Origin of the sequence: Streptomyces humidus, from assembly GCF_014649655.1 — a bacterium.
Lineage (GTDB): Bacteria > Actinomycetota > Actinomycetes > Streptomycetales > Streptomycetaceae > Streptomyces > Streptomyces humidus.
On the sequence record NZ_BMTL01000011.1, the window covers coordinates 23,427 to 41,794 of the forward strand.

At 69.3% G+C, this 18,368-nt stretch carries 16 protein-coding genes; 7 read left to right on the forward strand and 9 right to left on the reverse strand.

Features of this window, described 5'->3' with window-relative positions; genetic code table 11:
* Window positions 1-702: 702 nt before the first annotated feature.
* The 5 genes from IE239_RS14750 to IE239_RS14770 all read right to left on the reverse strand — a co-directional run bounded on the left by IE239_RS14750 (window position 703) and on the right by IE239_RS14770 (window position 6,650).
* Complete coding sequence (locus IE239_RS14750; protein ID WP_190149757.1) at window positions 703-1,557, reverse strand: alpha/beta hydrolase; 855 nt, start codon at window positions 1,555-1,557, stop codon at window positions 703-705.
* 126 nt (window positions 1,558-1,683) lie between these two features.
* The gene (locus IE239_RS14755) at window positions 1,684-2,397 is read right to left on the reverse strand and encodes an ABC transporter ATP-binding protein (RefSeq protein WP_190149758.1); all 714 of its coding nucleotides are present in this window, start codon (window positions 2,395-2,397) and stop codon (window positions 1,684-1,686) included.
* Window positions 2,394-3,209: an ABC transporter ATP-binding protein gene (locus IE239_RS14760; protein ID WP_190149759.1), complete on the reverse strand. Its 816-nt coding sequence runs from the start codon at window positions 3,207-3,209 to the stop codon at window positions 2,394-2,396. The genes IE239_RS14755 and IE239_RS14760 overlap by 4 nt, the downstream gene beginning before the upstream one ends.
* Complete coding sequence (locus IE239_RS14765) at window positions 3,206-5,239, reverse strand: branched-chain amino acid ABC transporter permease (protein WP_229878095.1); 2,034 nt, start codon at window positions 5,237-5,239, stop codon at window positions 3,206-3,208. The genes IE239_RS14760 and IE239_RS14765 overlap by 4 nt, the downstream gene beginning before the upstream one ends.
* A 97-nt stretch (window positions 5,240-5,336) precedes the next feature.
* Complete coding sequence (locus IE239_RS14770) at window positions 5,337-6,650, reverse strand: ABC transporter substrate-binding protein (RefSeq protein WP_190149760.1); 1,314 nt, start codon at window positions 6,648-6,650, stop codon at window positions 5,337-5,339.
* Window positions 6,651-6,915: 265 nt separating this feature from the next.
* Here IE239_RS14770 and IE239_RS14775 point away from each other — a divergent pair, with 265 nt between their 5' ends.
* Window positions 6,916-7,665: a hypothetical protein gene (locus IE239_RS14775; protein ID WP_190149761.1), complete on the forward strand. Its 750-nt coding sequence runs from the start codon at window positions 6,916-6,918 to the stop codon at window positions 7,663-7,665.
* A 1,220-nt stretch (window positions 7,666-8,885) separates the two neighbouring features.
* On the opposite strand, the gene IE239_RS14780 is transcribed toward IE239_RS14775, so the two are convergent.
* Window positions 8,886-9,881 carry an Lrp/AsnC family transcriptional regulator gene (locus IE239_RS14780; protein ID WP_190149762.1) on the reverse strand — a complete coding sequence of 332 codons (996 nt, stop codon included), beginning with the start codon at window positions 9,879-9,881 and terminating at the stop codon, window positions 8,886-8,888.
* A gap of 123 nt (window positions 9,882-10,004) precedes the next feature.
* On the opposite strand from IE239_RS14780, the gene IE239_RS14785 reads away from it, so the two are divergent.
* From IE239_RS14785 to IE239_RS14795, 4 genes are all read left to right on the forward strand, one after another.
* The gene (locus IE239_RS14785; protein WP_190149763.1) at window positions 10,005-10,226 is read left to right on the forward strand and encodes a hypothetical protein; all 222 of its coding nucleotides are present in this window, start codon (window positions 10,005-10,007) and stop codon (window positions 10,224-10,226) included.
* Window positions 10,227-10,356: 130 nt separating this feature from the next.
* On the forward strand, window positions 10,357-11,052 hold the full coding sequence (locus IE239_RS14790; RefSeq protein WP_229878096.1) for an aminomethyltransferase family protein: 696 nt from the start codon (window positions 10,357-10,359) through the stop codon (window positions 11,050-11,052).
* A complete protein-coding gene (locus IE239_RS42060; RefSeq protein WP_229878097.1) occupies window positions 11,031-11,228 on the forward strand; it encodes a hypothetical protein in 198 nt (65 codons plus the stop codon). Before IE239_RS14790 ends, IE239_RS42060 begins: the two co-directional genes overlap by 22 nt.
* 161 nt (window positions 11,229-11,389) lie before the next feature.
* Window positions 11,390-13,069: an MFS transporter gene (locus IE239_RS14795; protein ID WP_373308101.1), complete on the forward strand. Its 1,680-nt coding sequence runs from the start codon at window positions 11,390-11,392 to the stop codon at window positions 13,067-13,069.
* 818 nt (window positions 13,070-13,887) lie between these two features.
* Here the strand turns inward: IE239_RS14795 and IE239_RS42065 are convergent.
* The 3 genes from IE239_RS42065 to IE239_RS14810 form a co-directional block, all read right to left on the reverse strand.
* Window positions 13,888-14,391: a hypothetical protein gene (locus IE239_RS42065; protein ID WP_229878098.1), complete on the reverse strand. Its 504-nt coding sequence runs from the start codon at window positions 14,389-14,391 to the stop codon at window positions 13,888-13,890.
* Between the two features lie 170 nt (window positions 14,392-14,561).
* Window positions 14,562-14,828, reverse strand: a complete 267-nt coding sequence (locus IE239_RS14805) for an enoyl-CoA hydratase/isomerase family protein (RefSeq protein WP_373308102.1) — start codon at window positions 14,826-14,828, stop codon at window positions 14,562-14,564.
* A gap of 36 nt (window positions 14,829-14,864) precedes the next feature.
* A complete protein-coding gene (locus IE239_RS14810) occupies window positions 14,865-16,151 on the reverse strand; it encodes an alpha/beta hydrolase family protein (protein WP_190149765.1) in 1,287 nt (428 codons plus the stop codon).
* Window positions 16,152-16,379: 228 nt separating this feature from the next.
* On the opposite strand from IE239_RS14810, the gene IE239_RS14815 reads away from it, so the two are divergent.
* Entirely contained in the window at window positions 16,380-17,663 is a 1,284-nt protein-coding gene (locus IE239_RS14815; protein ID WP_190149938.1) for a sensor histidine kinase, read from the forward strand.
* Window positions 17,660-18,361 carry a response regulator gene (locus tag IE239_RS14820; RefSeq protein WP_190149766.1) on the forward strand — a complete coding sequence of 234 codons (702 nt, stop codon included), beginning with the start codon at window positions 17,660-17,662 and terminating at the stop codon, window positions 18,359-18,361. Before IE239_RS14815 ends, IE239_RS14820 begins: the two co-directional genes overlap by 4 nt.
* Window positions 18,362-18,368 lie beyond the last annotated feature (7 nt).

An 18,368-nucleotide genomic window follows, 5' to 3' on the forward strand; every position in this document is an offset into this window, starting at 1 on the left:
CACGCGGCATGGGCTGCCGTCCATGGCGCCGACAGTGGAGGCGGCGAGGATGCCGTACGCCTGGTGCGCAGGCCCGAGGCGAGGAAACGGCCCGAAGAGGAAACGGTCCTGAAGGGGCACACCGAGCTCTCGCCGGGCTCCCCATGGTTCGGTTGGCCAGATCGCCGGGCGGTCAGTGGGGTTGGCCCGGCCGGTCGTCGAGGGAGCAGTCGGCATCCGCGCCGACAGGGGGTCGGCTGCTGTCGGCGTCATGGACGATGTGACGACCGGAAACCCTCAGCGGCCGGGCCCGGGGCACAACTGACGACCTCTGGCCATCCCGTTGATCTCCGACTTCACAGGCCCTTCGAAGGAACAGGCTGACACGGGCTGGAGTTCGTCGGGGCGGAGGCAATCGGGCGGCCCCCGTATGGGCAACCTCATCTGACCTGCGAAAACGTCAAGGACACGAGCGCGCTTCGGAGGACACCAAGGTCACGCGGACCGTCAACGTGGCCCTGACCGGCGACCCCAGCTGGGCGCGGTGATATCAAAGTTGGCCCGAGTCGACGTCGTCCGGGGCAATGTGACCGGCAAGCCTGCCAACAAGGACACCTTCACCGCGTCGACGGCGAGGGGCCAACCCGCATGTGGCCGTCTGCCTGGCAGCCGCCCGCCCCGTAACCGTTCGCGGTCCCCGGGACGCTGTCCCCAGCGCCGGGGTCAGCGGGCGAGGACGCGGTTCAGCCAGGCCAGCAGGTCGCTGACGATCTCCTGTCTGTTCGTCTCGTGGAACAGTTCGTGGCGGGCTTCGGGGTATCTGAGATACGTCACGTCGTTGAGGCCGGCCTCGCCGTAGCGTTCGACAAGCAGGTTGCTGAGTGAGAGATCGGCGTTCAGCGGGTCGTGATCCCCGACCAGGACGCAGATGGGCAGATCCGCCGGGATTCCCTTGGGCTGGGCAAGTGACGTCGAGGCGATGGTGATGTCGGCCATGCCCTGGGCGTCGAGGCTGAAGCCGCACATGGGGTCGGCGAGGTAGGCGTCGACGGCCGGTTCGTCCCGGCTGAGCCAGTCGAACGGCGTGCGGCTGGGCTGGAACGCCTGGTTGAGCGCGAGCAACGGGTTTCCTCCCTCCGCGGCGTCCCGCGCCTGTGCCGCGAGCATGACGTCGACCGCGGTGGTGCCGGCGAGAGCGAGCGCGTCGATCAAGTGGGAGTGGTCCAGGACGTACTGCTGCGAGGCGAAGGAACCGAGGCTGTGCCCGAGCAGCACCAGGGGCAGGCCGGGGTGCTGCTCGCGGATGGTCTCCGACAGGGTGGCCATGTCACTGACGAGTCGGTTCCAGCCGTCGTCCCCGAGATGACCGGGCTCGGCGTGCCTGCTCAGCCCGTGTCCGCGGTGATCGTTGGCATAGACGGTGTATCCCTGAGCGGTCAGCTCCGCCGCGAGGGGGGCGTAACGGCCGGCGTGCTCTCCCATGCCGTGGGCTATCTGGACGACGGCTCGCGGTGGGGTGTCCGGCTTCCATACGTGCACGTGGATCTGGACGCCGTCTTCGCTGTCGAAGGTGAACATCGGACTCCTTGTCCTGGGTGTGCGGGGCAGCCCTGAGTGCCCCGCCGGGTCGTAGGGGGTGGGCTGCCCGAGCGGTTCGGGCTCACGGGGGTCGTGGTGTCGGGCGGTTGGGGCCGCCCGGCCGGGTCAGGCGTGCTGTTCGCCGAGGTAGCCGGCGACGATCCGGGACTGGTCGGCCCGGAGTTCCCGGGCCGTGGCATGCGTGGTGATCTCGCCGTGGGACAGGACGTAGCCGCGGTCGGCGATGTCGAGGGCGAGCCCGACGTGCTGTTCGACGAGCAGCACCCCGCAGCCGGTGTCGTCGGCATAGCGCCTGACGATGGGCAGCAACTCCTCGACGATGATGGGTGCCAGGCCGAGGCTGAGCTCGTCGAGCAGGAGCAGCTTGGGGCCGCGGGCCAGGGCTCGTCCCATGGCGAGCATCTGCTGCTCGCCGCCGGAGAGCAGTCCTGCCTTGCGGTCCTGGAGGCGGGACAGGGCGGGGAAGTAACGCTCGGCGGCCGTCTGGTCGAGGCGCTCGCCCCGGTGACTGAGGCGCAGGTGTTCCGCCACCGTGAGGCCGGAGAAGATGCCGCGTCCTTCCGGGACGTGGGCGATGCCGAGGCGGGCGCGCGTCGCTGACGGAATCCTGCCGAGGTCCGTTCCGTTGAAGGTGATCGTGCCTGCAAGAGGGCGCAGCAGGGCGGAGACGGCCTTGAGTGTGGTGGTCTTCCCCGCTCCGTTGGCCCCGAGGAGGGCGACGACTTCTCCCTCGCCCACTTCGAGGTCGATCCCGCGGATGACAGCGGCTCCGTCGTATCCGGCGGTGAGGCCGGCCACCTCCAGGACTGGGGTACTCATGGTGTCTCCGGTGTGCTGGTGGGGGCCTTGGCGGAGCCATTGCCCGAAGTGCCGGACGCGGTGGCGGGCTGGGCGGCGGAAGCCCCGAGATAGGCGGCGATGACGGCTGGGTCGGTTCGGACCTGTGCCGGTGTCCCGGAGGCGATCACCTTGCCGAACTCCAGGACGACGATGTGGTCGCAGATCCCCATCACGAGGCTCATGTCGTGGTCGATGAGGAGCAGCGCGGTGCCGGCGTCAGCGACCGCGCGCAGTCTGTGTCCGAGTTCGGCGCTCTCCGTCGTGTCCAGGCCGGCCGCGGGTTCGTCGAGACAGATGACGCGGGGCCGGGCCGCCAACGCCCGCGCCACACCGACGAGTTTGCGTCTGCCCTGGGACAGCTCGCTTGCCGAGGCGTCGGCCAGGTCCTCCAGCCCCAGGGCCGAGAGGGCCTCCGGGACAGCGGGGTTCGAGAGCGGGCGGCGGCCGAAGGTCTCGCCGAGCGCGGTCCACCACGTCGAAGGGTCCGCCGTGACCTGGAGGTTCTCCGTGACCGTGAGGTCTTCGAAGAGTTCGCTGCTCTGGAAGGTGCGGGCGAGCCCTCGGCGGGCCCGTACATGGGGCGGCCGTCCGGTCAGGTCCTTGCCGTCCAGTTCCACCCTTCCCCGGGCGGTGACGAGGCCGGTGACCGCGTCCACGAACGTGGTCTTGCCGGCCCCGTTGGGGCCGATGAGCCCCACGAGTTGGCCCTCGCCGACCTGCAGGGAGACATCGCTGAGCGCGTGGACGCCGCCGTAGCTGACGCCCAACTGCTGGACAGAGAGCACGTTCACGATGCGACCTCCTTGGCGTCGGCAGCGGTACGGCCGAGGCGGATCTCCGGGGAGCCGACGGTGGATGCGCTGTCGCTCGGTGGTCCCGTCGTGGCCGCCGCACGTTTCGCCCTCTTCGCCGTCCTCCGGCGGTGGGCGGCGCCCGCGATGCCGTCGGGGTTGGCGATCAGCGTCACGATCAGGGAGACGCCGCCGAAGAGCAGGGCCCAGGTCCCCTTGATCCCGAACCACTTGTCCAGCGCGTGGGGCAGCAGCGCCTCGGTGGACATCAGCCCCGCTGTCACGGCTCCGGACACCATCGTGATGCCGCCGATGTAGGCGAATCCGATCAGGCCGAGGGCGGCCAGAGCGGTGAAGCGGGCGGCGCTGATCGAGCCGAAGTTGTAGCCGTAGAGGGTGCCGGCGGCGCTGGCGATGAAGGAACTGATCGCGAACGCGGCGATCTTCACCGCCCGCACGTCGACACCGGCCGCCGCAGCGGCGCGCTCGTTGGAGCGGACGGCGAGCATCCGCCGGCCGAGTCCGGTGCGCCTGAGATGGGCGACGTACAGTCCGAGCGCGACGGTGACGGCCAGGACTAGGAAGCCGAACATGGGGCTGGGTTCGTTGCCGTCCAGGCCGCGGAAGTCCGCCTTCGGTCCGAGGTCGGTCCCGAACAGGCGCGGCGGGGGTACGGACACTCCGGCCGTTCCGCCGAACCAGGTGTTGTTGAACAGCGCCTGTTCCATGGCCAGGGCCGCGGCCAGGGTGACGACGGCCAGGCTCACACCCCGCACCCGCAAGGCGGAGACGCCCGCGGCCACTCCGAGCAGTGTGGCCAGCACCATCGCGCCGAGGGCGGAGAACGGGAACGGGATCCCCCACCCGACCGAGAGGTGGGAGAGGACGAAGCCCGCGGTTCCGGAGATCGCGAGCTGCATCACGGAGATCTGTCCGACGTAGCCCGTGATGACGACGTACGACAGGACGATGACCATGCCGATCATCGAGTTCGTGAGTGCCTGGCGGAAGTCGAACGGGAGCACGATCAGTGCGGCGACGGCGACCGCGGCGGATATCAGGGCGGGACGCAGCAGCCGCTCGGGCAGGGGCACCTCGGGCAGCCGCTGTTCGACGCTTTCACCGCGGCGCGGCAGACCGGCGCCGCGCACGTACAGGGCGACGACCATCAGGGCGAAGACGAGGAGCTGCTGGAGGCCGGGCATCGCGTTGCCGTTGTCGGTCGGGAACCAGCTCTGTGTGGACAGGTAGTACACGATCGACTGGAGCACTCCGATGAGGATGCCTGCGGTGCAGGCGATCCACAGCGAGGTGAACCCGGCGAAGAGGGCGGCGGCCAGGGCCGGGACCACCTGCAGGGGGAGCGTCATGGAGTCGACCTGGACGATGGGCGCGGCCAGGACACCGAGCAGCCCGGCGACCAGGGCGGCCAGGAGTGTGTTGGCCATCGAGACGCTGTTGGGTGACAGGCCTGCCAGCAGAGCGGCCTGTTCGTTCTCCGCGGCCGCGCGGGTGGCCAGGCCGAAGCGGCTCCACCGGTACAAGGACCCGAGGACCAGGGCGATCACGACGACCAGTCCGGCCAGGACGAAGCGGTCGGAGGGTGTGGTGATGCCCAGCATGGTGACGGTGCCGGCCGGAAGGATGCTCGGTGCCTGCTGCGGCTGAACCCCGAAGACCAGGAGCACGGTGGCCTGCAGGGTGAGCAGGATACCGAGGGAGGCCGCGAGTTTGGCCAGGGGCGAGACGGTTCGCAGCGGCTTGAAGACCGCCACCTCCGTGAGCACTCCGACGGCGACCGCGACCGTGAGGGCCCCGGCGAGAGCGGGCCCGACGGGCAGCGTGAACCCGAAGAAACCGGTGGTCAGGGCCCAGAAGGCATAGGCCGAGACCATGGCGACGGCGCCGGTGGACAGGTTGATGATGCCCGAGCCCCGGTAGGTGACCACGACGCCGAGCGCGATGCCGGCGATCAGTGCCCCCTGGCCGAGGCCGAGCACGGCGAAGAGCAGGATCTGTTCCAATTTCATGACTCCTGTCATGAGTCCGCGAATCCGCGAATCCGCGCTGCTGAGGCTGCGTCCCGCGAGGGCGTGCAGCCTCAGCGGCGGCGGGGGCGGGCGGGTCTCACTGGGGCGGGCGGATCCAGTCGGTCAGGGGCTTGAACTGGCCCTTGCCCTCGTACTGGTAGAACCTCGCCTGGTCGTTGCAGACAGCGGCGGCGTCCGGGTACTTGCCGCACTTGACCTCTGCGGCGCCCATGATGACCGGCCCGGGGAACTTCTTGAGCTGCTCGGTCACCGACGCGGGAGTGATCTTGTCCGGGCCGATGGCGTTGAGCACCTTCGCGTACGTCAGGACAGTGCTCCAGCCCAGCGGCGCGAAGACCTTGGACTGGTCGTCCTTGCCCAGCCCCGCCTGAGCCGAGGCCTTCAGGAACGCCTGGGAGTCGGCGGCCGAGGAGTCCATCGGCAGCGTCTGGGCGACGCCGTACGTCCAGGTGGGCAGGTCCCCTCCGAGACCCTGGGCGACATCGGGGGACATGCACAGCGGCGTGGAGACCACCGGCTTGGTGACACTGAGCTGCTTCAGTGCCTTGGCGATCCCGACGCATCCGCCACCGATGGAGATGGGCACCACGACATCCGCGGTGTTAGCCCCGGCCGCGGTGACCGGGCCGATCAGGTCGGTGGACTGCGCGTCGAATCCGACGGACTTCACCTTCAGGCCGGCGGCTTCCAGGCCCTTCACAGCAGCCCCGGAGGCGATCTTGTCGCCGGGCGTGTTCGTGTGGATCACCGCCGCGGTCTTCGCCTTCAGCACGTCACGGGCATACGTGCCCCAGGTGCCGAAGATGTGCGGCAGGTCACCGAACGTGCTGAAGGTGTTCTTCGCGGTGGGCATGGTCGGGCCGGTCGCCACTCCGACCAGCACGGGCTTCTTCCCCGCGATCACGGAGTTGAAGGAGGCGTCTCCGAGGTAGAGGTTGCCCGCGCCGATGGCAGAGACTTCCTTGTCGCCGAGCAGTTGCTGGCCGCATTTCTGCCCCTCCTCCTCGGCGGACACGACCGTGCAGACGTTCAGTTTCAGCGGGTGCCCGCCGATACCGCCCAACGTGTCGTTGACGTACTTCACGGCGGCGCGGGCGCCCAGGGTGGCTTCGGGGTTGCCGCCGGGGCCGCCCTCGACGTTCACCCAGCCCAGGGTGACCGGTTCGAGGCCGGCGTCGGCCTTGCCCGCCTTTCCGCCGACGTAGGCGAGGTAGTCGGTCACGATGTCACTCGCCTGGCGGGACTCCGCCTTTGCGGAGGAGCCACCCCCGGAGGTGCCGGTCGATGCGGGGGCGTTGGTGCCAGATCCGCCGCATGCGGCGACACCCAGCAGGGGCGCCATGGCGGCGGAGACGAGGCCGAGTCTCAGAGGACGTGAGGTTACGGGCATGCGGGATCCTCCTGGATCGGAAAACGGCAGGGCGGCGGTGCCTGGCACGGCATGCGGGGAGAGCACGGAAGGCAGAGGAAGGCAGGCGGGCGCACTGGGGTGACCGGTGTCTCGGACCAGCCCGAGGAACTTCGAAAGGCCAGGTGATTGGCGGCTTCCGAGTTTCGTAACTTTCTTACGGATCGGGAATCTAGGTGTACGCTGGCGCCCTGTCAACGCCCCGGTTCACACCGAATCAACGATCATGTAATGGGAGGGGAAGGACATGACGGCGGACGCCGTGAGACGCAGGCTCCCTCGGCGCTCACCCGAAGAGACCCGGGCCCTCATGCTGGAAGCGGCCACCAAGCTCGTCTGCGCCGGCACCTCCGACACGAGTGAGGCGGCCGTCTCCGCGGCCCTTGCTCATATCCGCGTCAAGCGGGTCACCGAGGAAGCCACCCGCATCATGCGGGAGCGACTGGGCGACGACACAGCACCGGCGATCACGACCGGATCCATCTACCAGATCTGGCCCGCGCAGGCCGACTTCCAGGCGGATCTCCTCTTCCATCTCACCGGCCGACAGGCTGAACTGGTCCCGGGGCTGCCGGAGAGCGTCCGTCGTTTCAAGGAGGCGGTCGACAGTGGCACGACCTGGCAGGAGGCTCTCAACGACGTCCTGACGGACAACCACGAGAACCATCGAGTGGACCCGATCTACCGCGTGCTGCTCGGCTTCTACGCCAGCGCCGCCAACCCCCGCGTCCGCGACGCCCTGGGGCACTACGGCGAGTCGTTCACCGAGGTCGCCTGCGAGGCGTATCAGACGCTGCTGGACGTCTACGGGCTGCGCATGCGCGCGCCTTACAAGGTCGAACACCTTGCCACCACCATCGCCGCCCTGCTCGACGGTTTCCACATGCGCTGGATCGCCGGACACCCCAACCTGGAGGACCCGGAAGGAGAGGACCGCTGGTCCCTCGCCACCCGCGCCGCCGTGATGGTGTTCGACCAATTCACCGAACCGGCGTAGATGGGTTCGCACGTCCATGCGTCGATGAGTGCGCCGAAGGCCGCCAGATCGCGGACGGAGCGCGTCACCAAGCTCAAAGCAAGATCTCCGCAGCCCCCGGAACTCAACACCGTTGCGTTCCGCCAGGCCGTGATCCTGGTCGTCCTCGGTTGATCCGATCGGCACGCTGCGACCCAGGTCCATGCGCAGTCCGTGGACAGGATCGCCTCTTGATGTCAGGGATGATGCTCCACCCCGATACCTGGGAAGGAGCATCATCGTGTCGGTAAGGGACTCCGCTCTGCGAGGGTTCTATCCCCTTGGCTGAACTGGGCGGACGCGGCTGCTGCTGTGGTATGCGTCCAACTCATTGGCTCCCAGGGGCCATTGAGGGGCCACAAGGACAGGAACAGGCCGACGAGCGCTGCACAGGGCTGACACGGATCAGCACGTCTGACCTGCAAGAACGGCGTGAATCGGCAATGATCGGCAAGGGCCGCCAAGATCCTCAAAGGACTCATAATCCGTCGGCCGTGGGTTCGAGTCCCACCCGCCCCACCATGCACCCCTGTGACCTGCGGAAACGTCTCATCTGAGGTGCGGATTCAGGGCTTTGGGCCAACGGATTGAATCCGCTGCTCGTGAGTTCGAGGGCGTTGTGATCGGCGTTGGTTGGAACCACTCTGACCTGCATAGACGTATCAGCCCGCTGTCGGCGCAAGCCGCCGCGGGTGGACTCTGCGAGCGGGTGCACGCCGAAGTTGGGACGCTGATGGGACGCAGGTCAGCGGAAGTGGCTGCCTGGGGACCTGCGCCTACGCTGCTCTGGCCGTGGGCGGAGAGGTCGGGGCCGTGTGTGACGGTCAGCCACCGGGGTGCTGTGCAACGTCTGGAATCGCTGGTCTGCTGCCGCGGCCGGAGCTGAGCGCCGGGGGAACGGCCCTTCCCGAAGACGGCCTGAGCGTATCGCCGCAACTGCTCACCTCGCCGAGACCCGCCGATCGCTCGGCGCAGCAACTTGCGGGCTGGCCGCTGAACAAGCTTGACTCTCGCACTCCTGCTGTCACGGTCTCCCGGGGCCGCGCGCCCGAGATCCATCACCGCCTGAACGACGTCAAACGAACCTTCGTTCCGGGCAGCCCCTTGGACGGTAGCGGCAACCCCGTGATCATCTTCACGCTGCGCAGAGGCGGCCCGGAGCGCGCGGCCGTCCCGTTGTCGCCGGACCGGAGCCACGGCTGTCATCCGGGTGTCGGATGGACGAGGCGGCCGTGGAAGATGAGTGAGGCGGCCTGTTTCAGGCGGCGGACGCGGATGCTGACCTCGTAGGCGTCGATGCCGTCGATGGCGGCGACGCGGGTGGTGAGGTAGCGGTAGAAGTCCTCGGCGTCGCGGCAGATGACGCTGACCATCAGGTTGTGCTGGCCGCTGATCGCGCCGGCGAAGGCGACTTCGGGGTGCCGGGCGAGTTCTTCCCCGGCCTGTTTGAGCCGGGCGGGGGCGACGCGCAGCCAGAGCGTGGCGTTGAGGGTGTGGCCGAGGCGCTCGGGCAGCAGATCCACGTCGTAGAAGAGCGTGCCCGAGGTCTCCAGAGCCTCCAGGCGGCGGGCGACGCGGGCGTGGGACCAGCCAGTGAGCTCGGCGAGGCGGGTGTGGGTGGTGCGGCCGTCCTCGGCGAGGGCGGCCAACAGCGGGCTGTCCTCGTCCGTAGGGGGTCGGCGGGGGCCGGCGGGGACGGGGGGCCCGTCGCCGGTGAGCTGTCGTACCTGGTCGGGGGAGAGGCCGGCGCCGTAGCCGGTCCATTCGCTGGTCCCGGTCTCGCCGAAGGTGTGCAGGACCAGGTCGATGCCGACATCGAGGACGGAGGCCGAGCGGGGCAGCCGGCGCAGCAGGACGTCGTCGCGTTCGGTCTCCACGGGGGAGCGGATCACGCAGATGATCTCCGAGCCGCCGGAGGCCAGGTTGGCGTAGGCGATGTCCGGACGCTTGGCCAGGGAGTCCGCCAGGGGACCGACCCGGTCGGGGCGGGAACGGATGCGGGCCACCCACTGGGCCTGCCCGTGCACTGCCGGGTCGACCAGACCGACCACCCGCATCACCCCGCTGCGGCGCAGCGCGTGGCAACGCCGGGCAGCCGTCTGTTCCGACACCCCGGTCACCTCGCCGATGCGCCGGAAGGGGGCGCGGGGCGCGCACTGCAGCGCGTGGAGGATTTTCCTGTCCACAGCGTCGATCATGGGGGGAGTCTTACACGTATCCCTCGTAGCGTAGAGGTTTTTGTTCACTTCGGGCTGCTGGGTTCATGGTCGAAGACTCCGAGGCGGATGCTGGTCATGTCCTGAAGAAAGGACGTGACTCCCATGAGCACGCGGCCGGCGTCGACAGCGGTCTGCATCGGCACGTTCGTCGTGCTGATGCACCTCACCACGGCGGGCATCGCCCCAGCCCACCAGGCGGCGCTCCCGCGCACCGGTCTCTCCCGCCCCCATCGGGTGGTCGGCGTGGTGCCCCCGGTCCCCGCGGCGGTGCTCCGGGCAGTCTGCGGGTCGGCCGCCCGGTGGGGTGTCGCTGCCGCTCCCTGACCGGCCCGGAGCGTCTTCCTCGCATCCCCCGCGGGCGCTTCGGGCTCTCGGGCCCCGCGTGCGCGGACGAGTCGGCCCACACCATCGCTCACGCGCCGAAACCAACATCCCCAGAGAGGCATCCGCCCCCGTGGACTTCACCGTCGACGCCTTCCGCTCGACACCCCCGTTCGACATCCTCGCCAAGCTCTTCGGACAGCCGGAGCACACCGACTGGCTCGACGAGAGCGTGTCGTGGAAGCGGACCTGCTACATCGGTGACTGGTCGTTCCTGCCGCAGACCCGCTTCCGCGGCCCCGACGTGCCCGAGCTGTTCTCGGGAATCTCGGTGAACTCCTTCGGGACATTCCCGGTGGGCGCCTCCAAGCACGTCGTGCAGACCGACGCGCACGGCCATGTCATCAGCGAGGGCATCCTGACCCGGCTGGATGAAGAGGACTACGTGTTCCACGGGCCAGGCGGCGACTGGACCCGCTACAACCTGGAGCAGGGCGACTTCAAGGCCACCGCCGAGGACGAGGACTGGTTCGTCTACCAGGTCTCCGGCCCCGCGTCGATCCCGCTGTTGCTGGAACTGACCCGCGACGAGCGGCTGCTGGACACCCCGTACATGCACGCCGTGCCCACCACCATCGCCGGGCACCGCGTCTGGGCGCTGCGACAGGGCATGGCCGGCGAGGTCGGATACGAGCTGCAGGGCCCGCGCGAGATCGCCACCGCCGTGTACGACACGGTTGCTCAGGCCGCGGCGGCGTCCTCGTCGGCACGGCCACCCAGCGCGGCTACAGCTACCACTTCCGCCGGATGCTGTCCCTGTCCGTGCTGAACACCGCCGACGCCGAGACCGGCGCACAGGTCGAGGTCGTCTGGGGCAACCCGGGCGACCCGGCCAAGCGGATCCGGGCCACCGTCGCGCAGGCCCCGTACAAGCCTGTGCGCTCCCGTGTCGACCTGCGCCACCATCTGGCCACCTACCGGGCCGAGTCCGGACCGGCCGCGTAAGCCGCGGAGAACCCCACCCACCGACGCCTGCGGGACGCCATCGGCAACATCCCGCAGGTCAGGGCTGCCCGCCCCCGGCACCGCAGCCTCCTGCACCAACCCCTGCCCCACTCAACCGACTGCGGCACCACCACGCCGTACGCGAAGAAAGCGGAATGTCCGTGAACGCCACCACAACGGCGATCAGGCCGACTGACCGACGGACGGCCACCATCGTCATGGCCTGCCTCGGCGTGTTCGTCGCCTACCTGCCGATCACCACGGTCGCCGTCAGCCTGCCCGCCATCCAGCGGGCACTGCACACCTCGACCGCCCAACTGTCCTGGGTCCAGGACGCCTTCGTCCTGCCCATGGCCGCCTTCATCCTCACCGCCGGTGTCTTCGGCGACGTCCACGGCCGCAAGAAGGTCTTCCAGGCGGGCCTGTTCCTCTGCGCGGCCGGCGCGGCGGTCGCCCTGTCCGCGCACAACATCCAGACCCTGTGGGCCGGACAGGCCCTGGCCGGCCTGGGCTCGGCCGCGCTGCTGCCCACCACGCTGGCACTGATCAGCCACGCGGTGCCCGACTTCCGGGAGCGCGGCAAGTTCATCGGCATGTGGGCCATGGCCCTGCTCGCGGCCCTGGCCGTCGGCCCGGTCATCGCCGGCGTCATCCTCGACCACTTCGCCTGGCGCTGGATCTACCTGCTGTCCATCCCCCTTGCGCTGCTCGTGCTGGCCGTCGCCGCCCCGCTGCTGACCGACTCGCGCGCCCCATGGGGGTCCCCCCGCTCGAGCGGAGCCGAGAGTGGGGGAGGACGCAAGCTCGACTGGCCCGGCCAGATCACCGCGGCCGTCGCCGTCACCGCCCTGGTCTACGGCGTGATCGAGGGCGGCGCCGACTCCTTCACCGCGCCGAAGGTGGTCGCCGCCCTCGCGCTGAGCGTCGCGGCGCTGATCGCGTTCGTCGTGGCGGAGAAGCGCAGCGCCAGTCCCATGCTGGACCTGGCGGTGTTCCGTAGCGCGGCCTTCACCGCCACGGCCCTGGTCGCCCTGATCACCTTCCTCGGGCTGATCGGCTTCTTCTTCGTCCTCAGCCTGTACTTCGGCATGGTCCAACAACTCGGCACACTGGAAGCCGGCGCGCGGCTATTGCTGGTCCCCGTCGCCGCCATCGTGTCGGGAACCCCTGCCGGACGGCTCATGCACCGCGTCCCGGCCCGCTGGATGATCACCGTCGGGCTGCTGTTGATCGCCGGGTCCCTGCTGGCCATGACCAACCTCGCCGTCGACACTTCCTACGGCTCGATCGCTTGGCGGCTGATCGTGCTGGGCATGGGCCTCGGACTGGTCACCACGCCGATGACGGCCACGGCCGTCGCCGCCGTGCCGCACCATCTGGCGGGCACGGCCTCGGCCGCCAACAACGCCTTCCGCCAGGTCGGCGGCGCGCTCGGCCCGGCCGTCCTCGGCGCCCTGCTGTCCACCCGAGCCGTGCACACCCTGCCCGGCCACCTCGCCGACGCCGGGGTGACCGGCACCCAGGCCCACACCATCGTGTCCACCGCCGAGGAGGGCGGCCTGGGGGCGGTCGCCGGGATGGACCTCGGCTCCACGGCCGGTCAGGTCTACGGCGCCCTGGGCGACTCCCTCCTCGACGGCCTGCGGCTGTGTCTCGTGGTGGCCGCCACACTGGCGGTGCTCGCCGCAGCATGCGCCGTCGTCCTGCTGCGGCAGCCGAAGCAGCAGGTCACAGACGGCGCGGCGACGACCGGGAGCGCGCCGCGGCAGGGTCGCCCGGCCACCATCGCCGAGAACGCTCAGGGTGGCACGGCCCAACCCCTGGGACACCGGCGCGCCTGACCGGTCGATTAGGGGGAGGGGCATCGTCCGCGCCGTTCAGATACCGAGCCGCGGACGATGCCCCTCCCTGGCGTAATCGCCCGACAGGCCGGTGTCCCTGGCAGTTCGGGAGCGGTGTCGGGACGCAGTTGGGACGCAAGGATAGGAACAGACCGGCAAAGGCTGAGGAGCGGAGACGCAGCGCACCCCATCTGACCAGCAAAAACGTCACGAACGGGCACTGATTGACAAGGGCCGCCGAGATCCTCAAAGGACTCATAATCCGTCGGCCGTGGGCTCGAGTCCCACCCGCCCCACCTGTGCAGGTCTTTGACCTGCGGAAACGTTCATTTTGGGCTGTTGGATCGTCAACTTTGCCTGAACGGACTGAATCCGTTGCTCGCGACTTCTGAGCGGGGCGAGACTCTTACTCCCTCGCCGAGCAGACACCGCGCTGAACTGCGGAAATGCTGATGATCAGGAACTGTACCGGCGAGCTGGCAGCATCCCCTCGGCTTCATTTCGTGATCCTGGGGACGTGTTGGGGACGCAGGGTTTCGGTGGTGTCTGCTGACCACCGTCCGCGGACCCTCTGTCTGGCCGCCCGGGCAGCTTCCGTACGGGACTGCTGACCGAGTTCGGCCGCACCTTCGAGGAGCCCGATCGCGTCGGTAGAGGGGCTGGTGTGCGTTGGGCGGAAACTGCCCGAACAGAAAACGGCCCGGTCTGTCCGATGAGCTGCTCGAGTGAGGTGCCGCCGTCGCCCCGCGCAGCCCATGGCTTCGTGACGCCGTACCGTGAAGGACGCTCGCAGGGTCTTCTCCGTGGGTGGACGTAGGTCAGGCATTGAGGAAGTGGGGGGCCTCTCTTGCGAGGGGGCGGTCGTGAGTCGCGTGGATGGGGCCCGTGCCGTTGGACAGGGACCAGCCGGTGCCGTAGTGGGGTGTGGGCGATGATCTCCGCGGTGATGGAGATCGCTGTTTCCTCGGGGGGCCGGGCGCCGAGGTCGAGTCCGATCGGGGAGTTGCCTCGCGCAGCCGCTGGATGCGGTCCGCGTGCGTGCGACGGGAGCCCATCGCGCCGACGTAGGCGACGGGGAGACTCAGCGCCAGGTTCATGGCCAGGCTGTCGGGCAGGATCAGTGCGCCGCCGAGGCCGGAGATCAGCTGCGCGGCGATCACCACGGCGGTGGTGTCGGCGGTCGCGGCGAGCAGCCCTCCCGCGATCATGACCACCACACCGACGCAGAACATCCGCTTGCGGCCGAAGAGGTTGCCCGGCGTGCCGGCCGACAGCACCAGACTGGCCACCACCAGCGTGTGCGTGCTGGTGATCCAGATCAATGCCCTCGGGCTGACGTACCCCTCGTTTCCCGAGGATGTGGTCGGAGTCGGTTGCTGGGCGCACCGCCGTGGGGCGCCGGGGCCGTGCGCCGTCGGCCGCTATGCCTGCTGGTCGATGAGGCCGGCGTAGTGACCGAGGTTCCGCTCGATTTCTTCGAGGCCGTTCTCGGCTATGGCCTTGCCGAGCTGGGGTACGCGTGCCTGGAATCCGGGACGCGCTCGGCGTCGTAGTCCTCGCTGGTGAGGACCGCTTCGAGCGCGCGGTCCCGTCCCAGCAGCCGGGCCAGACGGTCGCTGCCGCCACCGCCCGGGACGATGCCGATCGCGACCTCGGGCTGGCAGAAGACCGCCTCCTTGAGGCTGGCGTGGCGCAGGTCGAAGGCCAGGGACCTTCTTGCCGGCAGCCATTCGTCGTCATGACGGCATGCCGGTGCCACTTGTGGCCGATGAGCGTGTGCTTTCGAGAAAGGGGATCAGTTACCGCAGGCCAGCGTGTCCACGGAGCAGAACCCCACTTCGGGGTACTGGGGTGACGGCTGGTCCAGCAGGGGTTGTGGCGTGTTGTGGAGGTGCAGGTCGAAGAACGCCTGTGTGTAGCGGCGGGTGATCTGTGAGGTGCGGGCGGCGGGCAGGGTGGCGCCGATGTCGAGGCCGAGTTGTTCCGCGAGGAGTCCGACGTCGGTGAAGGAGGCGTGCTCGGCGCCGGCGACCACGAGCCATCGCTTCCACCCGGTCAGGTGCTCCCAGTCGCGCTCCCAGGTGACGGCTGGGCCTCCACCTCCCGGGGTGTACGTGGACTGCCTGCCCAGGAACAGGAACGGCCGCGCCAGGCCGCTGTCAGGGATCGGGACTTGGGTAGTGCCGTCGATGTCGATCCCGGCGCGTATCCGGGGGTCGGCGAGCATGGCGGCGCTGGTGCTCGCGCCTCCGATGGAGTGGCCCGCCATCGCAATCCGGTGCGGGTCGATCAGCCGAGCGCCTTTCCACTTCGGCCGTGGTCCGGTCAGTTCGTCGAGCAGGAAGGAGACGTCGGCTGCTCGGCCTGTCACCAGCTTTTCCCAGAACGCCTGGTCATGGTCGACCTCGCAGGCGGCGCAGGTGGCAACTCGCCCGTCGGGGAAGGTGGTGGCGACATTCTCATATGTGTGATCGATTCCTGCCACCACGTAACCTCGGCTCGCCAGGTCCTCGGCCAGCGAGGTGAGCGTGGCGCGGGGTTTGGTGAAGCCGGGCGAGAGCACGATCAGGGGCAGACCGTGTCGGCGTCCTGCCGGTTCGGCGTCGCTGATCGCGTTGGTTCGCACCGTGCTCAACACGTCGGGCGGCACATCGGTGATGCCGCCGTCTTCGAGGAGGAGCTCCGACTCCGTCGGCGTCATGTACTGGGCCCGTCGCCCGCCCGAGGGATGTGCCGGATACCACACGGAGACCATGAGTTCCCTCGCGTTCACGCCGGGGACCCACGGGTCGGGGCGGGAGGCATCCTTCAGATGCAGGGAGGCTCTGCCGACCGGGTGCGGGCCGGTGGGCCCGGGCAGATGCGGCGTGCCGCTCGATACGGCCGGCGATTCGGCGGGATCAGCCGCGGTGGACGCGTCTGCGGCGGAGGCGGGCACGCATGTCCCCATGACGAGGAGCCCGGCGAGGGCGGCCAGGCCGCGGCGCAGGATCCGGTTCCGGGGCGCCGACGGTGGGCTGCCCGGGGTCCTGGTCTCGTTGTCGCGGCTCACGGCGGGCGTTTCAGTCAGTGGCGCGGTCATGTTCGTCTCTCTTTCGGTCGCCAACTCCGGTTCCATGGAGGCTAGGAGCGGGGCAGGTCCGGGCACGTCGGCCGCCGGGGCTGATTCCGATACCTCGCCGGGAGGAGGCCGTACGGCGTCATCCTCGCGGTGTAGTCGATCGATGTATCCCGGATGATCACGGTGATCAAATGGACGGATGTCGCCGCCGGGGACGTCGGCGAGAATGAGCCGGTGACGACCGTGCCTATGGCGGACCGACTGCTGGAGCGGGTCAAACCGGACCGATTGGGGGAGTGGTTCACACTGCTGACGCGCCCGAACGGTCCGTTGCCGCGGCCCACCCGGCGCGGCCGGACCTTCGACGCAGCGGTGGCGCTGGCCGTCGGCGTCGGCTCCGTCTATTACGTACTCGACAACATGACCGGCATCGTCGACCGAGGAGACCGGCCCGGGCCCGCGCCGGGCGAGTGGATCGGTCCGGTGATCGTGGCGATCATCGCCTCGGCGCCTCTGACGCTGCGTCGCCGGTACCCGCTCGCCGTGCTGTGGATCGTGCTGGCCGCGGTCATGGTGACGCCACACGATGCCCCGCGGCTTACCTTCTACGCCTGCGTCGTCGCCGCCTACAGCGCCGCCGCCTACAGTCCCCACCGGATTCCCACCCTGGCAAGCCTGGGGGTGGCGGTGCTCCTGGTCAGCACGGACTCCGCGTTGCCCACTGTCCCCGACCAGTACGCCCCGTACCTGATCCTGGTCCCGATCGTCGTGGCGGCCAACGGCCTGCGCACCTGGAAGCTCAGATCGGACGAGGGCCGCAGGCGCCTGTCCGCGATGGAACGTGAGCAAGCCGAGGCCCTGCGCCGCGCGGTCGAACACGAACGCGCCAGGATCGCCCGCGAACTGCACGACGTGGTGACGCACAACGTCAGCGTGATGGTCATCCAGTCCGGCGCCGCCCGCAAAGTCATGGACGCTCACCCCGACCAAGCCCGCGAGGCGCTCCTCGCGGTCGAGGCCGGCGGCCGGGCGGCGATGACCGAACTGCGCCACGTCATGGGGCTGCTCACCACGGACACCCCTGCCGACCCCGACAGCCCCGGGCCGGCCGGCATGGTGGATCTGGCGCCACAGCCGGGGCTGGGCGAGCTGGAGACGCTGGTCGCACGGGTGGGCAAGACAGGGATGCCGGTCAAGTTGACGGTGACCGGGCAAAGGCGTCCGCTGCCGTCCGGGATCGAACTGGCCGCCTACCGGGTGGTGCAGGAGGCGCTGACCAACACGGTCAAGCACGCGGCAGGCGCGAGCGCGGCGGTCACCGTCGACTACGCAGCCACCCACCTCCGAGTAGAGGTCACCGACACCGGCGGCACAGCAAGTACGTTCAGGACCAACGGCAGCGCCACCGGAGCCGGACGCGGGCTGATCGGCCTGCGCGAGCGCCTCGCCGTCTACGGGGGAACCCTGCGCACCGGGCCACACCGCGCCGACGGCTACCGCGTCACCGCACTGATCCCCTTGGAGGCCTCGTGACCTGCTCGCCGCGCGTGGTGATCGCCGATGACCAGGCACTGGTCCGTACCGGCTTCCGGATGATCCTCACGGCCGACGGCATCGACGTGGTCGCCGAGGCGACCAACGGCACGGAAGCCATCGACGCGGTCCGGCGCACCCGACCCGACGTGGTCCTGATGGACATCCGCATGCCGGAACTGGATGGCCTGGAAGCCACCCGCCACATCCTGACCGGAACGGACCACGAACCACGTGTGATCATCCTGACCACGTTCGACCTCGACCGCTACGTCTACGCGGCCCTGTCCGCGGGGGCCGCCGGGTTCCTCCTCAAGGACACCACACCCGAACACCTCGTCGCCGCCGTCCGCATGGTGCGCGCCGGCGACGCGCTGCTGGCCCCGGCCATCACCCGCCGTCTCGTAGAACGATTCGCCCGACACGACTCCAACACCGCCGCGATCCACCGCGACCTGGCTGCACTGACCCCACGCGAACTCGAAGTCCTGCAACTGCTGGCCCGAGGGCTGAACAACGCCGAGCTCGCCGACCACCTCCACCTGTCAGAGGCCACCGTCAAAACCCACGTTGCCCGTATCCTTGCCAAACTCGGACTCCGCGACCGCGTCCAAGCCGTCATCGTCGCCTACCAGACCGGACTCGTCAGCCCCACCGGAGACGACACCACCCCGTCGGCCGCCGACGCACTGCCCTGAACTCCTC